The sequence below is a fragment of the Listeria monocytogenes ATCC 19117 genome, from assembly GCF_000307025.1.
Classification (GTDB): domain Bacteria; phylum Bacillota; class Bacilli; order Lactobacillales; family Listeriaceae; genus Listeria; species Listeria monocytogenes_B.
Genome location: NC_018584.1, coordinates 621,890 through 639,196 on the forward strand (window position 1 = coordinate 621,890; position 17,307 = coordinate 639,196).

Here is a 17,307-nt window from a genome sequence, read left to right on the forward strand (position 1 = left end):
TATTTTGACTATAAGGAAAAGTAGAAAACTTAATGTAACTACACGTGATGTTATAAAGCAAGAAGAACATCGGCTTGTGTACATTAAGTAGGTCAACTTTTCTTACCTATGTTGTTAGTTTACACATTGTTGAGAATATTTTCAAGCATAAAAACCAATTTTTCTGAAATTTTTTAAAATGTAGTTAATGAGAACGTTTGCTTAGGTTTTAATGCGTAGAAATTGAAGATGTAATAAAAAAATAACCGCACCAGGGGGATGCGGTTAAGGGAGTATTAGGGAGAAATAATATTAAAGCGAGCCAAGGGATAAGACTAATTCGGATACTAGAATTATTGCTCTAACATTATTTGCTTTCTCTTGGGAAAATGAAAGCTCTCCACGTAAACAAGTATATAAAAAATGTATTTAAAAATCATGCGCTTTTTCTTACAATAATGATCTCTAAGCTTACGAAAATGTCATGTTTTTATAAATCGTTAATTTCTTTACGGTCGCGAGTGGTGCTTAGCTTTCCTTCACGATTTTGAAGCTCTGCTTGGATTTTTGATAATGGAATATTTTGCTCGGCTAAGAGAACGAGCAAGTGATAAGTTAAATCGGATACTTCAGCGATTAATTCTTGCTCGTTATTTTTGGCAGCAATAACGACTTCGGTTGCTTCTTCACCAACCTTTTTGAGAATTTTATCAAGGCCTTTATCGAACAAATAGTTGGTATAGGAGCCTTCTCTTGGTTGAGTTTTACGCAGTTTAATTTCTTCATATAGGTCATTTAACATTTAAAAATCCTCCTTTATAAGATTGAAAAAGCAGCTTTTTTTGCCGGTGTGGCAGGCTGGACCGATTTGGGTTACGCGGATAAGTAATGTGTCGTTATCACAATCGGTCCAGATTTGTTTTACTTTTTGAGTATGTCCGCTTGTCGCGCCTTTATTCCAAAGTTCGTTTCTGGAGCGCGAAAAAAACCAAGTATAGCCAGTTTCAAGGGTTTTTTGATAACTTTCTTCGTTCATATAAGCGAGCATTAAAACGTCGCCATTTTGATCGTCTAGGATAATAGTTGGGACAAGACCTTTAGAAAAATCTACAGAAGTCATGGACGAATATTCACTCCTTTTTCGAGTAAGGTTGTTTTGACATTTTTGATGCTTAGTTCACCGTAGTGGAAAATGCTTGCAGCGAGAGCGGCGGTTGCCTTTGTTTTTTCAAAAACCTCGGCCATATGTGCGGCATTCCCGCAACCGCCTGAAGCAATGACTGGGACGGAAACTGCTGCTGAAATTGCTTTTGTGAGCGGAATATCGTAACCGTTTTTGGTTCCATCGCCGTCCATACTTGTTAGTAGGATTTCACCAGCACCAAGTTGTACAGCTTTTTTGGCCCATTCAATAGCATCAAGTCCGGTATCATTTCGACCGCCTCTCGTAAAGACGCTCCAATTTGTACCATTCCATTTTGCATCAATTGCGACAACGATACATTGGTTTCCGAATTTTGCTGCTCCTTCTTGGATGAGTTCTGGTCGTTTGATGGCGGCGGAATTAAGCGAAATCTTGTCGGCTCCGGCTTGAAGAAGTTCTTTCATGTCAGAAACACTACTGATACCCCCACCAACTGTGAGTGGAATAAAAACTTGCTCAGCAGTTCGTTCCACAACATCTATCATGGTTTGACGGAGTTCGACAGTTGCCGTGATATCAAGAAAGACGAGCTCATCGGCACCAGCTTCATTATAAGCTTTAGCAATTTCGACAGGGTCCCCGACATCTGTTAAGGAAACAAAATTAACACCTTTGACGACTCGACCTGCTGTGACATCAAGACATGGGATGATTCTTTTAGTAAGCAATTTGTTCCACCTCTACAATATCTGACATGGAAATATCATGATTATAAAGGGCTTTTCCGGCAATTGCTCCATATAAGCCGAGTTGGGCGAGTGCTTCCAAATCTGCACGACTGCTCACTCCGCCAGAAGCAATTAAACTAACTTTAACGTGTTCTTTGAGATTTGCCATTTGTTCTAAATTAGGTCCAGTTAGCGTGCCATCACGGCTAATATCAGTGTAAATGATTGTCTCAACACCCACTTTTTCCATTCGTTTAGCCAAATCTAAATAGCTTACCTGACTGACATCGAGCCAACCTCTTGTTGCCACAAAACCGTTTTTGGCATCGATACCTGCTACAATTTTAGCTCCGTATTTTTGGACTGCCGCACGTAGGAAATCTGGATCTGTTAGAGCGGCAGAACCGATAATCACGCGGTCGATGCCGGATTCAAGATAATAATCCACTTGCGCCATGCTACGAATTCCTCCACCAACTTGAACAGGGATTTTAGCTGCTTTTTTCATCCTTTGAATAATTTCTAGATTGATAGGACGTCCTTCTAATGCACCGTCTAGGTCGACGATGTGCAAATAGGTTGCGCCGTCTGTAGCAAATGCTTTTGCTTGGGCAATTGGGTCTTCATTGACAACTGTTTTTTTAGAGAAGTCGCCTTGGAAGAGACGGACGCACTGTCCATTTTTTAAGTCTATTGCTGGGAAGATTTGCATGAACGAATGACCTCCTTAAAACCTTTTAAAATTTCAAGACCGATTTGGCCGCTTTTTTCAGGATGGAACTGTGCTCCGTAAATATTGCCGTTATTTATCATGCCAGGGATATCAATAGAATAACCACTTGTTGCGATAATGTAAGCTTCTGGACAGTTGGCATAGTAGGAATGAACGTAATAGACATATTCTCCAGCGATGTTTTGTGTAAGCGGGGTGGTGCGTTTGATTTGTAATTGATTCCAGCCCATGTGCGGAACGGCAAATTCGGATTCGTCTGGTAGCATTTCGACATGACCGGGAATGAGGCCGAGCCCTTTAGTATAGCTATGTTCGTTACTTGATTCGAGTAATAGTTGCATACCAAGACAAACGCCAAGAATTGGTTTACCAGCGGTAGCAATTTCTTTTAATGTTTTATCTAATCCGCGTCGAGTGAGTTCTTGCATGGCTTCTGGATAAGCACCAACTCCGGGCAAAATAACACCATCAGCTTGAGCGATTTCTGTTTTATCACTAGAAATTTTGTTTTGTAACCCGATAAAATCAAGGGCTTTACTGATGCTTTTCGTATTTCCTGTATCGTAGTCAATAATAACAATCATTTACAGGACCCCTTTAGTTGAATTTACACCTTTGATTTCTGGGTTAATCGTGATTGCTTCACGAAGAGCACGACCGAATGCTTTAAAAAGTGCTTCGATTTTATGATGCGTGTTTTTGCCATAAAGAACGCGGAGATGAAGGTTCATTTCCGTGTTAAAGGCAACTGCTTGGAAAAATTCTTCCACTAGTTCTGTGTCAAAATCACCGAGTTTAGGGTTTGTTAATTCGGCGTCAAAAACTAAATAAGAACGACTACTTAAATCTAGTGCGCAAAAGCCAAGTGATTCGTCCATCGGTACATAAGCGGAGCCGTAACGATTAATGCTTGCTTTATCAGCAAGTGCTTCTTTTAAACAAAGCCCGAGTGTGATGCCGATGTCTTCTACGGTGTGATGCGCATCGATATATGTATCACCATCTGCTTTTACATTTAAAGTTATTCGGCTGTGTTTGGCGAAAAGGGTGAGCATGTGATCCAAAAATCCGACTCCAGTAGAAATAATTGATTCTGCTTGGGAATCTAGGTTAATGGAAAGCTCAATAGAAGTTTCAGCAGTAATGCGTGTTTTAGTCGCTGTTCTCATTTAGTTTTCCTCCTCAAAACGAATTTGAATGGCTTTGGCATGGGCGTCTAGACCTTCTTTTTTAGCAAGTAAAACGATAGCATCTTTTTCCTTTGCGAGTGCTTCTTTTGTATAAGAAATAAAGGCGGAACGTTTGGTAAAATCTTCAACACCAAGAGGAGAGAAGAATTTTGCGGTACCACTTGTAGGTAAGACGTGATTTGGGCCAGCAAAATAGTCGCCAAGAGGTTCCGATGCATAACTCCCTAAGAAAATGGAGCCAGCGTTTTTAATTTGATAGAGATAGTTCATCGGATTTTCAAGTTGTACTTCTAAGTGTTCTGGGGCGATTTCGTTCATGATATCGAACATTTCTTGTGTGGTTGCTGCGATAATGATTTTTCCTCGTGTTTCGATAGATTTCTGAGCAATCGCTTTTCGCGGTAGATTTTCTAGCTGTTTGTCAATTTCATTTTGTGTTTCCTCGGCGATTTTTTTACTAGTTGTGATTAAGATAGCACGGGCTAAAATATCGTGCTCTGCTTGGGAGAGTAAGTCGGCTGCGATAAAAGCAGGATTGGCGTTTTCATCTGCGAGCACGACGATTTCGGATGGACCGGCTATCATGTCAATATCAACTAAGCCGAATACTTCACGTTTGGCAGTGGCGACATAGATATTTCCAGGACCGACGATTTTATCTACTTTAGGGATAGATTCTGTTCCGTGAGCTAGAGCGGCGATTCCGTGTGCACCGCCAACTTGGTAAATTTCGTCCACACCAGCTAGTTGAGCTGAGGCTAGAACGTAAGGATTAATACCGTTTTCACCGGGAGGGGTAATCATTACGATTCGCTTTACTCCGGCAATTTTGGCTGGCAACACATTCATTAAAACCGATGAAGGATAGGCTGCTGTGCCACCGGGAACGTAAACGCCGACGGTTTCTAGTGGACGAATTAATTGCCCTCGAATGACGCCGTCTTTTTCACTATCAAGGAAAGCATGTTGTTTTTGCTTGCTGTGGAAACTTTCGATATTTACTTTTGCTTGTTGGAGCGCGTCTAAGAAGGCAGGTTCGATTTTTGCGCTTGCAGCTTGGATGTCAGCGGCTGGAACGCGGAGTTCGGTGAGCCCTACGCCGTCAAACTTGGATGTGAAGTCAAATAGGGCTTGGTCGCCAGCTGTTTTGACTTTTTCGATAATCGTTTTTACTTCGGTTTCCACCTGGATGGAAGTGTTCGTATCAGTTTCTATTTTGAGCTCGTTTAATAGCTCATTTACTGTTCCGGTTAAAATTTTCATTCAGCGCGCTCCTCCTTTATCACTTGTTCTAATTGGTCGATTAATTGGAAAATTTGCGTTTTGTTCTGTTTTAAGGAAGCTTTATTGACAATCAGACGGGCGGAGATTGGATACATTTTTTCATAAATAAGTAAGCCGTTTTCTTTTAAAGTGGAGCCAGTTTCGACGATATCGATGATGGCATCAGCAAGACCAAGCACTGGAGCAATCTCGACGGATCCTTCGATTTTGATAATTTCTACATCTTCGCCTTTTTCACGGAAAAATTTGGAAGCAACAGTTGGATACTTGGTTGCGATGATTTTTCGTCGATAACTGCTCGGGTCAAAGTCAGGTGTAGAAGCAAGGCAAAACTGGCATTTGCCGATTTCAAGGTCGAGCATTTCATAATGGGATTTAGATGCTTCCATTAAAACGTCTTTACCAACGATGCCAATATCCGCAACCCCGTGCTTTACGTAAGTCATGACATCGACCGCTTTTACTAAAATAAAAGAGATTGGTTGAGTGCTACTATGAAAAATTAGTTTACGCTTTTTATCTGTCATAGAAGAACAGTCAATCCCAGCTTTTTCCAAAAGTGCCACTGCGTCTTTCTCCAGTCGACCTTTCGTTAGAGCAATTTTTAGAGCTTTCATCAGTCCACCTCCCTTTGGAAAATAGTTTGGATGCCTTGGCTCGAGACGTGAACGACTTCGGGAATATGCCATTTTTTTGCAAAAGAGATGGCGTTTGATGCTGTTTCAAAAAAACTTAATTCACTATTTGGTGTTTCTTGCATGAATTTTTCTGCTTGTGGGAGTGCTTCAAGGTCGTAGTGGATCAAAAGAGTTGTTGGCGTTTGTTTTTTGATGATGCCAGCGCGGTTTTGTAGAGTTGTGAGGGAGTCGAGATTAAGAGCCAAACCAACTGCTGGGGAGGAAGAGCTGGTGAATTGTTCTAGTAGGTGATCGTAACGGCCGCCGCTTAAAAAATTATCAGCAGCAAGGTCAGCGTATCCTCTAAAAATTATACCTGTATAATAATGAAAATCTTGTACGAGTCCTAAATCGACACTAATATCTGCTGTGTAAGAAACAGCTTCCACAATGGTTTCCATTTCGCGCAGTGCCGTTAAAATTCCTTTGTCAGTCGTTAAACTTTTTGCTTGGTTTAAAATAGCTGTCGCTGGGCCAAATAATCTTGGTATGGCTAGAATAAAATCGTCAAGTGTACTTGGATTATTGGCAACAAATCGTTTAATACCAGTTAAGCTTTTATTTTGAATTAGTTGGCGAAAATCAATTTCAGCTGTTTCGGAGAGATTTAAAAGTTGGATAACACGACGATAAATTGCTGCATGTCCGAGTTCAATTTGAAAATTCGGAATTTCTAGAGCATTTAAAACCCCGATTCCACTTAAAATACATTCAATCTCTGCTTTAATCGAAGGATAGCCAATGATTTCAATTCCAGCTTGCGTTTGTTCGTTTTGTTCGCCACCAAAATCTTCATTGGCACGAAAAATTTTTCCACTATAAGAAAGTTTTAGAGGGAGCATCACACCAGTTGTACTCACAACTCGACCAATTGGAAGGGTCATGTCCGGACGTAGAACTGTCAAACGACCTTTTTCGTCAAAGAAACGGTATAACTTCGCATCGGCTTGATGTTCAGAAGAAAAGACATCTTCAAACTCGATAACAGGTGTTTCAATACGTTTAAATCCACGTTTTTCAAAATAATGATTCACTTGTTGCTCAATTTTGTATGCAGCTTGTGCTTCACGAAAGAGTTTATCACGTGTTCCGGTTGGTAAGTTCTTATTTAAGTTCATCTGGTTAGCTCCTTTACGATATTTTAGTTTATTAGCATATTAGCACGTTAAAGTGTTTTTGTAAATAATGAATAGAAAAATAGTTGCTTATGGTATAATTAGTGTACCATTTAGAGCACTTAGGGAAAAGAATTTTGAAAGAGGGTTGAATATGAAAAGAGACGGGCATACGCACACAGAATTTTGTCCACATGGTACGCATGATGACGTGGAAGAAATGGTTTTAAAAGCGATTGAACTGGATTTTGATGAGTATTCTATAGTAGAGCACGCGCCACTTTCGAGTGAATTTATGAAAAATACAGCTGGGGACAAGGAAGCTGTGACAACGGCTAGTATGGCAATGAGTGATCTCCCTTATTATTTTAAGAAAATGAACCATATAAAGAAAAAATATGCGAGCGATTTATTAATACATATCGGGTTTGAAGTGGATTATTTGATTGGTTATGAGGATTTTACGCGGGATTTTTTGAATGAGTATGGACCACAAACGGATGATGGTGTGTTGTCGCTGCATTTTTTAGAGGGGCAAGGTGGTTTTCGTTCGATTGATTTTTCAGCGGAGGATTATAATGAAGGAATTGTACAATTTTATGGCGGGTTTGAACAAGCGCAACTTGCTTATTTAGAAGGTGTAAAACAGTCAATTGAAGCGGATTTAGGACTTTTTAAACCGCGGAGAATGGGGCATATTTCATTGTGTCAGAAGTTTCAGCAATTCTTTGGGGAGGATACAAGCGATTTTTCTGAGGAAGTAATGGAGAAATTTCGGGTGATTCTTGCTTTAGTGAAAAAACGAGACTATGAACTTGATTTTAATACGGCGGGACTATTTAAGCCCCTTTGCGGAGAGACATACCCACCAAAGAAAATAGTGACATTAGCTAGCGAGTTACAGATTCCGTTTGTCTATGGGTCGGACTCGCACGGTGTTCAAGATATAGGACGTGGATATAGCACTTATTGCCAAAAATGATCTTTCATTTTGACGTGTCCATTCTCTTTAAATGTCACACCTTCTGATAAAAGGAGTTCGCGTTGCTCTTCCCAACCGGGGACAAGTCGACCAGCTGCATTGATGACACGATGGCAAGGCGTAATTTGGTCACGCTTCGAATGTTTTAGCGTAGCACCTACGAGTCTGGCGTTTTTAGGAAAGCCAATCATATAGGCGATTTGGCCATATGTAGTCACTTTACCGCGCGGTATTTGGCGCACGACTGTATAAACACGGTCTTCAAAATCTGCTGGAATCATTACGTACCTCCATTTGTTCATAATAAATTTAGTATACAGGAAATACCTATTTTATAAAAGTTAGGATGATAAAGGAATGCCAGATTTTTCATACGCAAAAATTACTAAACTCGTGGTCCATTTTGCTGGAAATAAAGCGAGAGAAGAAGGAACAGAAGTATCAGCGAATGTGCTCGCTGACATTGGCTCGGAAATGAATCAAACACTAGCTTCGATTTTCTTAGAGCCATTTAATAAAGATGAATATTATCAATTTACGCATGAAACAGATTTGGATTTTAATGAAGTTCGTACTTTTGCTGCGAATATGTTTGTCGCGGAGGACGAGTTTCTGGATGAATCCAAGAAGATTTTAGAGCATTTATATAGCGAAACAACCCACCCGAATATTAAAAGTGGCGATGTTTGGATTTTCTTTATTGAGGGCTGCGTTGTCGATGGTGATTTCACGAACGGAATCGGGATTTTTAAAGTCGAAAACAAAGAAGTTTTTCTTAAAAATGATTTCAATGGCAGAGAATTCCAAATTGGCTATGATAAAGGGATTACCGGGACGGATTTAGATAAAGGTTGCTTGGTTTTCAATGTGAATCATGACACGGGAAATAAAGTGTTGATTTTAGACCGGCTTAACCGTGGCGATTCGGTTTATTGGAAAGATAAGTTTTTGAGTATTGATAAGATAACCGATGAGAAATTTTACACGGAAGGTTTTGTGGAAGTTTGTACGGATTATATTAAACAACGCGAGGAATCACTGCTTGATAAATCTAATTTTGTAAAAGCGACATCGGAATATTTAGCAGGAGAAGAGACGTTGAATATTGCTGAATTTGCTCGCACGACAATTGAAAAACCGGAAGAGATTACTGAATTCAATACAATGGTGGATACGTTCGAACGAGAAAACAATGTCCGTTTTCCAGAAACATTCCAATTAGATGAAGAAAAGCGCGAAAAACTATCGAAAAAAATACGTAAAACGATTAAGCTTGGCAAAAATATTTCGGTTGTTGTGAAAGATTTAGAACAGCTGGAAGAAACTGATTTTGTACAAGGATACGACGAGGAAAAAGGGAAAAACTATATGATTGTGTATTATGATTAAACGAAAAAACCGAGGATGCGGAATCCCCGGTTTTTTTGCTGTCTAAACGACGAACATAAAGTACAGTATAAACAGTACCATCATCACGTACATAATCGGATGCACTTCTTTGTAGCGTCCTTTAAGTACCATGGTGATTGGATAGAAAATGAAACCAATTGCGATACCAGTAGCGATAGAGAAAGTCAGTACCATCATTAAAATAACGAAAAAGGACGGAACAGCTACTTCGAATTTAGTCCAATCAATATGAGCGACATTTCCAATCATTAAAATCCCAACAATGACAAGCGCTGGAGTCGTAACCGCACTTGTAATTACGCCAAGAAGCGGCGAGAAGAATAGTGACAGTGAGAAACAGATTGCGATAACAACGGCAGTTAAACCTGTCCGACCACCAACAGCAACCCCAGCAGTAGATTCTACATAAGAAGTCGTTGTTGAAGTCCCGAAAATCGCTCCAAATACTGTTGCAAGTGAATCCGAGAATAGCGAACGACCTGCGCGCGGAATTTTGTTATCTTTTACAAATCCAGCTTGAGTCGCAACCGCAACAAGTGTCCCGGCAGTATCAAAAAAATCAATGAAGAAAAATGTCAAAATAACAATGAGCATTTGTGGTGTAAAAATATCTGGTAAGTGAATAATTGCTTGACCAAACGTTGACTCCATACTTGGTACAGATGAAACAACTTGAGTCGGCACATCAATCAGTCCAAACAACATTCCAGCAACAGCGGTTGTTGCCATTCCAAAGAAAATCGCACCTTTCCAACCAATTGTCATGTAAGCAACAGTAACAACAATCCCGAAAACAGCCAGTAACACTGGGCCAGAATGTAAGTCACCAAGCGCTACAATAGTAGATTCATTTGGCACAATAATTCCAGCATTTTTAAGCCCTAAAAAGGCGATAAAAAAACCAATACCTGCTCCCACTGCGAATTTTAGTTCCGTTGGGATTGCATTAACGATTTTTTCGCGAAGTCCAGAAATAGTTAAACAAATGAACACTAAGCCAGAAACGAGAACACCAGCCAGCGCCGTTTGCCAAGGAATTCCCCACTGCGCACAAACGGTATAAGCGAAAAACGCATTTAGTCCCATACCTGGTGCAAGTCCAATCGGGTAATTAGCGATTAGTCCCATTGCAAGCGATCCTACAACAGAAGCAAGAATCGTCACCACAAAAACAGCTTTTAATTCCATTCCAGTTGTTGCAAGCATAGATGGGTTGACGAAAAGTACATAAGCCATCGATAAGAAAGTCGTTAGCCCCGCGAGTATTTCTGTTCGAACAGTCGTCTTGTTCTCGCGTAGTTTGAAAAATTTATCCATTAAAAAAAGCCTCCCTATTTATGTTGTCGCACATAACGGAAAGAGCCTAGGTAAAAAAGGGAATAATAAATAAAAATAGCAAAAAAATCCCTATTAAATTTTACAATAGCTCGTAGCCTGGCATTTTACGGTTGCCTGGTAGAAACGAACGGTCCATATTACCGAACTTATACGACTTTATTATTGTAGCGGATTAGCCGATTTTTGGCAATACGTGTAAGAAATAAAAATAAAAAACGAACTTTTAAATAAATAAGTTTATACTTTTAAATAAATAAGGTATAATAAAAGCAAATAATAGTTGGAGGTAGAAAAATGACTTATAAATTTCCAGAGAATTTTTGGTGGGGAAGTGCGGCGTCCGGCCCACAAACAGAAGGCGCAGCAAATGTAGATGGCAGAAAACCGAGTATTTGGGATCACTGGTACAAAATCGAACCAGGTCGTTTCTTTAACGATGTAGGACCTACGAATACATCTAATTTTTACTATCAATATAAAGAAGATATTGCTTTAATGAAACAAACTGGGCATAATTCTTTCCGTACTTCGATTCAGTGGACACGTCTTATTCCAGATGGTATTGGCGAAGTGAATCCGAAAGCGGTTGATTTTTACAATCGCGTTATTGATGAAATGCTTGCAAATGACGTGGAACCATTTATGAATTTATATCATTTTGATATGCCAATGTCGATGCAAGAAAAAGGCGGTTTTGAAAGCCGTGAAGTAGTTGACGCGTATGCAACTTTTGCGAAAACATGTTTTGAATTATTCGGAGATCGTGTGAAACATTGGTTTACTTTTAATGAACCAATTGTTCCTGTTGAAGCAGGTTACTTATACGATATGCACTATCCGAATGTCGTTGATTTTAAACGTGCGACTCAGGTTGCTTACCATACTACTTTGGCACATGCGCTTGCTGTTAAAGAATTCCACGCACTTGAAATTCCAGAAGGCCAAATTGGAATCATTTTAAACTTAACACCGTCGTATCCAAGAAGCCAAAATCCGGCAGATTTAAAAACAGCTCATATTGCGGATTTAATTTTCAACCGTAGTTTCCTTGATCCGGTTACAAAAGGGGAATTCCCAGCTGACCTTGTTGAAATTATTCGCGAACATGACGCGCTTCCAGAATATACTGAAGAAGATTTGGCGATAATTAAAAACAACATTATTGATATTCTTGGTGTAAACTACTATCAACCGCGTCGTGTGAAAGCGAAAGAATACGCAACTCACCCGGATGCACCATTTATGCCAGAACATCTTTTTGATAACTATGAAATGCCTTACCGCAAAATGAATCCGTACCGTGGTTGGGAAATTTTCGAAAGAGCGATTTATGATATTGCGATTAATCTGCGTGATAACTACGATAATATTCCATTCTTCATTTCAGAAAATGGTATGGGTGTGGAAGGCGAAAGTCGCTACCGTAATGCAGATGGAATGATTGAAGACACGTACCGAATCGATTTCATTAAGAGTCACTTGAAATGGCTTCATAAAGCAATTGAAGAAGGCGCTAATTGTCACGGTTACCACCTTTGGACGTTCATGGATTGCTGGAGCTGGGCGAATGCTTACAAAAACCGTTATGGCTTAGTAGAAGTTGATTTAGACAATAATTTCAAACGTACTATAAAAGCATCCGGACATTGGTACAAAGAACTTTCAGAAAACAATGGTTTTGAAGACTAAATGTGATAAAATAAAAGTATTATGTGTAAAGAGGTGAACTTCCGTGGCTCAGAACCAGACGAAATATAGCTTTATTGCTGAAGAAATCCGCAAAAGAATTATGAATCACGCCTATCCGCTTAATCAACCTATTCCTGATGAGATAACTTTGGCGAAAGAGTTTGATTGTAGTCGAATGACAATGAAAAAAGCACTGGAAGTCCTTGTTCTTGAAGGCTTACTATATCGTAAACGCGGACATGGTACTTTCATTATCAAATCGGCGCTGGACGCGGACCGCTTACAGATTCATAACCAAGAGGTAAACGGCTTCACTAAACTTTTGAACGGCAAGAAAGTTATTAGTAAAGTTATTGAGTTTAAAGTTATCTTTCCAACTGAAGAAATTGCAGAGCGTCTTCATATCGAAATGGAAACACCAATCTATGACATTCTTCGTGTTCGGCTAGTGAAAGATGAACCTTATGTGCTAGAACATACGTATATGCCAGTTGGGGTTATCCCAGGCATTAATCAGCAAATTTTAGAGGGGTCGATTTATTCGTACATTCAAGACGATTTGAACCTAAAAATTGCTAGTTCCTACAAACAAATTCGCGCGGATAAAGCGACACTGCTTGATCAGCAATATCTCGACTGCGCTTCTGATGATCCCGTTGTCGAAGTAGAACAAACCGTGTATTTAAACAATGGTCTCGCGTTTGAATTTTCCAAATCGCGCCACCGTTATGATAAATTCGTGTTTACAACAGTGAATATAGCTAGACGATAAAGTAAAAAAGAAACTAGAAAAAGTGAGAAATCATTTTATCTAGTTTCTTTTTTTAGGAAGAATTAATGAAGTATAGGTCATTATTAGATTCACTTTTTTTAAAAGAATAGAATCGTTCACAATATAGACATATTTATACACTTGCTAATAGTTTAGAGTTCTTTTATAATATTTAGCCCAATTATGTACAGATTTTAAATATAGTTCTATTGTTTAAGCGATATGAAACTGTGGAATGGAATAGAATAGTATTACTTCTAGTAAAAGATTATTTAATTGGTTTGAAAATTTGTTTGTTCATAAAATAGACACATTCTAACTCATTGATAATGTTTTTTGCCTAATATATAATTGTTTAGCTTAATTAAGCGCTAGTTTTGCTCTCTTTTTGATAGGAAGAGTGAGCAGTTAAAATGAGAATTTAATTATATGGGGGAGGGATTGCACTATGAAGAAAAAATACATTCTTTGCTTATTCGCAGTGATGTTATTTTGTACGGGTTTCCTTTTTGGAAATTCGCAAGTTGATGCTGCTGAAACGGATACAAGCAATGTCACGTATAAATACATTGATATCAGCACATTAACGGAAACACAAAAAAATAGTATTATCAAAGGGAAGCCAAACGAGACACTTACAAATGATTATGAAAACTATTCCTTTGTGTATCAAAAAAATACTTCAGGACCAACTACAAATACAGATAATACTTCTGACAATAATAAAGATCAAAATGGAACACTATTAAAAGCTGGAGATGTTGGCCCAAATATTTATTTAGTCATTCTAGGGTTTATTTTATTAGGAAGTGGCATTGGGCTTCTTACATTGAAAAAAAGACACGCTAAGCAGCTGTTAGTATTTCTTCTTGTCCTTGGCGGTAGTAGTTTGTTAGTTGGGTCGATTGTTCAAGCAACAGAGAATAGTAACTTAAAAACCCAAGAATCTCAAACCGTCGTAAAAGGAACAAAAGAAACGAAACAACCCGAATCAATTGCAGGGTATACATACGTAGGATATATACATACAAGTAAAAATAATACAGCGCCCCCGGTTGAAAAAGGGATTGTAACGGTAAACTATCAAGACGAACAAGGAAATTCAGTTGCGGCCACTGAAACATTAGAAGGCGACATCGGCAAACCATATCAGACTTCTATGAAAAATATCGAGGGCTATACGTGGAAAGAAGTCAAAGGAGAAGCAACCGGGACTTTTACAGAAAAAGCACAAGTCGTTACTTATGTTTATCAAAAAGTGTCCGTAGCTACTGTAACTGTTAGATACCTCGATCAAGATGGAAAACCAATCCACGAGCCACAAACAATTAGCGGAAATGTTGGCGAACCTTACGATGCTTCAACAGATAAATACAAATTACAAATTGATGGTTATGTTTTAGATACAACAAAACTACCGAACAATGCGAATGGAACGTTCACAAATCAAGCCACGCAAGTAACTTATATTTATACGAAAGAAGCACAAGATGTTACCATAACAATTAAGTTTGTTGATAACAATGGAAATCCATTTATTTTAACGGATTTAACAACCTATAAAAATGGTGATTTAGTACCTGTTTATCCTAATTTAGACCAATACCATATGAGATTAAATTATAATCAACAAATCTATAGCCAAGGAGAAGCAGTATCTGATATTGTTCTTTCTGCTAAAGAAGGAGAAACGTATTCCTTACCAGAAAGAATGACCTTCAATATAATAGATGACAAAGGCAATGAAATCCCCTATGTGATTTCGCAAAATCCTGACTTTAGTAGTAGCGGGATTGAGAAGTGGGAAAACTACCGAAGTATACCAGCCAACCATGAAGGGACACTTACTGGAGAAAATGTAGTGGTTACGTATCAGATATTTGTTTATGGAGTAATGATTCCTGCGCCATAAAGTGAGAAGCCGTGTATTTGAAAAAAACCAATCTCTATTAGAGATTGGTTTTTTTCAAATACGTTCTTTACGCTCACGGAATGTTCTAATACTATGATTGAAAACCTCTGATAACATTAATCCAGCGGCAATCGCGCCAGCAACGACTGTTACTTGCACAGAAAAGCCAATTGCTTCCGTATAATCACCTAATACAAAATTACGCACAGCTTGGTAAGCAAGTCCCCCAGGAACGAGCGGGACAATTCCCGGAACATTAAAAATCGTAATTGGCAATTTCTTATATTTCGCAAAAAAGTGACTGAGTACAGCGACGACGAAAGCCCCTGCTAGAGAGGATGCGCCTGTTCCAGAGTCCATTTGCATTAAAGTCCAATAAGCCATCCAGCCAAATGTTCCGGTAATACCACAAGCATTCAACGCTCTTTTCGGAACGTTTGTAATAATCGCAAACGTCACCGTCGCAACGTAACTTAGCACTAATTGAATAATAATAGTCCAAACTAAATCCATTATAGCGCCTCCTTTATAAGAAAAAGCGGAAAACAACCGCGATTCCAATTCCTATTGCACAAGAAGTAAGTAGCGCTTCTGTTCCACGTGCCATTCCACTAAGCAAATGCCCAGCAATCAAATCCCGAACCGCATTCGTAATCGGCACCCCGGGAACAAGCGGCATCACGCCACCGATAATCATCGTGTCCAGATTAATACCCCAACCAATCGAAATCGTCAAAACAGCTAAGAGCCCGACACTTAATGAAGCTAAAAATTCTGCTAGAAACTTCACCTTCATAAAAATCTGCGTGTAGTAAAAAATAATAAAACCAATAGCGCCAATGATACAAGTCGGAATAAAATCAAACCAACCCCCGCCAAAAATAACCATCAACGATCCACTAACGAGTGATGCCGCAATAATCTGCAACCAAATAGGAAAGTAGCGAACATCTTTATCTAAATTAACGAGCTTTGTATGTAATTCTTTTAAGGAAATTCTCTTTTCCGCGAAATCCCTGGAAAATTCATTGACCATAGATACTTTTTCTAAATTAATGGTTCTTGTGGGAATTTGCTGTAATTGTACATTACGCTCACCTTCAAGTGACATAAAAAGCCCAGTTGGCGTCACGAAACTAATCCCTTTTTTATTACTAGCGATGGTTGCAATGCGGTTCATTGTATCTTCCACGCGATACATTTCAGCGCCACTTTCCATCATTATTTTGCCTGCCATTAAGCATGTTTCTAGCAAATAATCTGTTGTTTCAGTCGACATAACTAAGCACCTCCAACCCTTTATTCCTTCTCAATCGTAACGCAATCAAATCAAAAATTCTAGTGGGAAGGGTGCATTTTTTGAATTTGTGATTGTTTCGATGTGATTTGGGGTAAATATTTGATAGTATGGTAGATATAGAATCAGAAAGGATAAGGATTATTTTGGCGAATATTGAATATGAAATCATCGAAGAAATTGGCGTATTATCTGAAAATGCGCGTGGTTGGCGGAAGGAATTAAACAAAATCAGCTGGAACGGCCGCCCACCTAAATACGATATCCGCGACTGGTCAGAAGATCATGAGAAAATGGGAAAAGGGATTACACTAACTGATGAAGAAGCAGAAGTACTAAAAAAACTGTTAGATTGAGGGCTGGTGTAAAGAATGAGAATGTTTGCTTATGATATTTACGAACCAATTGGTAGAAAAGATGAAGATACTTTTCCAGTGATTTTTGCTCTTCATGGTTTTGGTGGGGACGAGCTAGAAATGGCGGGACGACTAGAATTATTAATGGATCGTTTCGTTGTTGTTTCCATGCGTGGAGACGTAGAATATGGTCCGGCTTACGGTTTTTATCATATGGTGACAGAAGGTGATCCCAACCCGCAAGAGGTAGATTATATAAGCCTGCGTGTCGCACAATTTATTGATAAAATTTGTACGGATTACATTTCAATTGATAAAGAACAAGTTTTTCTTGCAGGATTTGATCAAGGCGCAGTTCTAACAATATCCATTATGCAAAGCTATGGTGGTCAATATAAAGCAGCAGCCTTGTTAAGCGGGCGTTTGCCGTATTATATGGAAGAAAGACCCGCTAACTTAATGTTGAAAGACAAGCGAATTTTTATCGGTCACGGTATAGAAGATGCTGTTATCCAAATTTCTGAAGCAGATGACATCGCCCGACTTTTCGAGAAAATGGGTTGTCACGTGGAGAAGCATCGTTATTTTATCGGTCACAATGTAAACGAAGCGGAAGAAGATGACTTATATAGATGGTTTGAAAGCTTTTTGCCAAACCAACCAGTGAAAAATAAATAAAAAACAGCGACCGCACTCGGTCG

General features: G+C 39.0%; 20 protein-coding genes and 1 riboswitch. Of the genes, 7 read left to right on the forward strand and 13 right to left on the reverse strand.

What is annotated here, in order from left to right; genetic code table 11:
• Positions 1–469: 469 nt before the first annotated feature.
• From hisE to LMOATCC19117_RS03055, 9 genes are read right to left on the reverse strand one after another with little or no spacing between them, the layout of a single operon-like run.
• On the reverse strand, positions 470–781 hold the full coding sequence (gene hisE, locus LMOATCC19117_RS14980) for a phosphoribosyl-ATP diphosphatase (RefSeq protein ID WP_003725463.1): 312 nt from the start codon (positions 779–781) through the stop codon (positions 470–472).
• Entirely contained in the window at positions 782–1,099 is a 318-nt protein-coding gene (gene hisI / locus LMOATCC19117_RS14985) for a phosphoribosyl-AMP cyclohydrolase (RefSeq protein ID WP_003725464.1), read from the reverse strand.
• A complete protein-coding gene (gene hisF / locus LMOATCC19117_RS03025) occupies positions 1,096–1,851 on the reverse strand; it encodes an imidazole glycerol phosphate synthase subunit HisF (RefSeq protein WP_003725465.1) in 756 nt (251 codons plus the stop codon). The genes hisI and hisF overlap by 4 nt, the downstream gene beginning before the upstream one ends.
• Entirely contained in the window at positions 1,841–2,563 is a 723-nt protein-coding gene (gene hisA / locus LMOATCC19117_RS03030) for a 1-(5-phosphoribosyl)-5-[(5-phosphoribosylamino)methylideneamino]imidazole-4-carboxamide isomerase (protein WP_003725466.1), read from the reverse strand. Before hisA ends, hisF begins: the two co-directional genes overlap by 11 nt.
• The gene (gene hisH, locus LMOATCC19117_RS03035) at positions 2,542–3,168 is read right to left on the reverse strand and encodes an imidazole glycerol phosphate synthase subunit HisH (RefSeq protein ID WP_003725467.1); all 627 of its coding nucleotides are present in this window, start codon (positions 3,166–3,168) and stop codon (positions 2,542–2,544) included. The genes hisA and hisH overlap by 22 nt, the downstream gene beginning before the upstream one ends.
• Positions 3,169–3,753 (reverse strand): imidazoleglycerol-phosphate dehydratase HisB, encoded by a 585-nt coding sequence (gene hisB, locus LMOATCC19117_RS03040; RefSeq protein ID WP_003734475.1) that lies wholly within the window; start codon positions 3,751–3,753, stop codon positions 3,169–3,171.
• Complete coding sequence (hisD, locus tag LMOATCC19117_RS03045) at positions 3,754–5,037, reverse strand: histidinol dehydrogenase (RefSeq protein ID WP_003725469.1); 1,284 nt, start codon at positions 5,035–5,037, stop codon at positions 3,754–3,756.
• Positions 5,034–5,675: an ATP phosphoribosyltransferase gene (gene hisG, locus LMOATCC19117_RS03050; protein ID WP_003725470.1), complete on the reverse strand. Its 642-nt coding sequence runs from the start codon at positions 5,673–5,675 to the stop codon at positions 5,034–5,036. The genes hisD and hisG overlap by 4 nt, the downstream gene beginning before the upstream one ends.
• Entirely contained in the window at positions 5,675–6,853 is a 1,179-nt protein-coding gene (locus LMOATCC19117_RS03055; protein ID WP_003725471.1) for an ATP phosphoribosyltransferase regulatory subunit, read from the reverse strand. Before LMOATCC19117_RS03055 ends, hisG begins: the two co-directional genes overlap by 1 nt.
• A gap of 151 nt (positions 6,854–7,004) precedes the next feature.
• On the opposite strand from LMOATCC19117_RS03055, the gene hisJ reads away from it, so the two are divergent.
• Positions 7,005–7,832, forward strand: a complete 828-nt coding sequence (gene hisJ, locus LMOATCC19117_RS03060) for a histidinol-phosphatase HisJ (protein ID WP_003725472.1) — start codon at positions 7,005–7,007, stop codon at positions 7,830–7,832.
• Here the strand turns inward: hisJ and LMOATCC19117_RS03065 are convergent.
• Positions 7,817–8,113, reverse strand: coding sequence for an MGMT family protein (locus LMOATCC19117_RS03065; protein WP_003725473.1), 297 nt, complete (start codon positions 8,111–8,113; stop codon positions 7,817–7,819). The two genes, hisJ and LMOATCC19117_RS03065, sit on opposite strands and share 16 nt — an antisense overlap.
• 76 nt (positions 8,114–8,189) lie before the next feature.
• Here LMOATCC19117_RS03065 and LMOATCC19117_RS03070 point away from each other — a divergent pair, with 76 nt between their 5' ends.
• Positions 8,190–9,221 (forward strand): nucleoid-associated protein, encoded by a 1,032-nt coding sequence (locus LMOATCC19117_RS03070; RefSeq protein WP_003731316.1) that lies wholly within the window; start codon positions 8,190–8,192, stop codon positions 9,219–9,221.
• A gap of 42 nt (positions 9,222–9,263) precedes the next feature.
• On the opposite strand, the gene LMOATCC19117_RS03075 is transcribed toward LMOATCC19117_RS03070, so the two are convergent.
• Complete coding sequence (locus tag LMOATCC19117_RS03075; RefSeq protein ID WP_014929035.1) at positions 9,264–10,559, reverse strand: NCS2 family permease; 1,296 nt, start codon at positions 10,557–10,559, stop codon at positions 9,264–9,266.
• Between the two features lie 93 nt (positions 10,560–10,652).
• Positions 10,653–10,754, reverse strand: a riboswitch (purine riboswitch).
• A gap of 120 nt (positions 10,755–10,874) precedes the next feature.
• Between LMOATCC19117_RS03075 and LMOATCC19117_RS03080 the strand changes: the two genes are divergently transcribed.
• The 3 genes from LMOATCC19117_RS03080 (at position 10,875) to LMOATCC19117_RS03090 (ending at position 14,953) form a co-directional block, all read left to right on the forward strand.
• Positions 10,875–12,269, forward strand: a complete 1,395-nt coding sequence (locus LMOATCC19117_RS03080) for a glycoside hydrolase family 1 protein (RefSeq protein ID WP_003734474.1) — start codon at positions 10,875–10,877, stop codon at positions 12,267–12,269.
• 43 nt (positions 12,270–12,312) lie between these two features.
• Entirely contained in the window at positions 12,313–13,041 is a 729-nt protein-coding gene (locus LMOATCC19117_RS03085; RefSeq protein ID WP_003726768.1) for a GntR family transcriptional regulator, read from the forward strand.
• A 448-nt stretch (positions 13,042–13,489) separates the two neighbouring features.
• Entirely contained in the window at positions 13,490–14,953 is a 1,464-nt protein-coding gene (locus tag LMOATCC19117_RS03090) for a MucBP domain-containing protein (protein WP_003734473.1), read from the forward strand.
• Positions 14,954–15,007: 54 nt separating this feature from the next.
• Here the strand turns inward: LMOATCC19117_RS03090 and LMOATCC19117_RS03095 are convergent, their stop codons facing one another.
• Together LMOATCC19117_RS03095 and LMOATCC19117_RS03100 are read right to left on the reverse strand one after the other, a co-directional pair.
• Entirely contained in the window at positions 15,008–15,466 is a 459-nt protein-coding gene (locus tag LMOATCC19117_RS03095; protein ID WP_003725887.1) for a threonine/serine exporter family protein, read from the reverse strand.
• A gap of 13 nt (positions 15,467–15,479) precedes the next feature.
• Complete coding sequence (locus LMOATCC19117_RS03100; RefSeq protein ID WP_003725888.1) at positions 15,480–16,232, reverse strand: threonine/serine exporter family protein; 753 nt, start codon at positions 16,230–16,232, stop codon at positions 15,480–15,482.
• A gap of 164 nt (positions 16,233–16,396) precedes the next feature.
• Here LMOATCC19117_RS03100 and LMOATCC19117_RS03105 point away from each other — a divergent pair, with 164 nt between their 5' ends.
• A complete protein-coding gene (locus LMOATCC19117_RS03105) occupies positions 16,397–16,606 on the forward strand; it encodes a YdbC family protein (protein WP_003741632.1) in 210 nt (69 codons plus the stop codon).
• 21 nt (positions 16,607–16,627) lie between these two features.
• Entirely contained in the window at positions 16,628–17,284 is a 657-nt protein-coding gene (locus LMOATCC19117_RS03110) for an alpha/beta hydrolase (protein WP_003740461.1), read from the forward strand.
• The last annotated feature ends 23 nt before the right edge of the window (positions 17,285–17,307 follow it).